The following is a 380-nucleotide window of genomic DNA, read 5'->3' on the forward strand; positions in this document are numbered from 1 at the left end:
CCACGGCCAGCGGCATGTTCTTGAAATGCTTCTTCGGCACGCGCTGGGTCAGCTCGGGGCGGTAGGGGCCGTAGCCTTCCTCCGGGCCCACTTCGGCCTGCCCCTTGTCGCCGGACTCACGCCCCTCGAGCGCCTTCTCGACGCCGGGGATCAGGCCGCCCTTGCCGTACAGCACGGCCAGCGGCTCGCCGACGCTGCGCGAGCTCTCGACTTCGCGGCCGCCTTCGGACACGGTGTAATGGAAACGGACGACGCGGTTTTCTTCGACTTTCATGCTGGGGTCTTCGCTGGTGATCGGATTGGACGAAACGCGCAAGGATAGCCGCCCCCCGGGCCCGCGTCACGGCGCGCCGCGCCGGCTCTTGGGCCTGGCCCTGCTC

1 protein-coding gene is annotated in these 380 nt (G+C 69.2%); it reads right to left on the bottom strand.

Annotated features, from left to right (window positions below; genetic code table 11):
- The coding region (locus FLQ44_RS01755) for an FKBP-type peptidyl-prolyl cis-trans isomerase (protein WP_206208613.1) at positions 1–274 on the bottom strand (274 nt) is incomplete at its 3' end.
- Positions 275–380: the final 106 nt, after the last annotated feature.

Origin of the sequence: Vogesella mureinivorans, from assembly GCF_007644035.1 — a bacterium.
Classification (GTDB): domain Bacteria; phylum Pseudomonadota; class Gammaproteobacteria; order Burkholderiales; family Chromobacteriaceae; genus Vogesella; species Vogesella mureinivorans.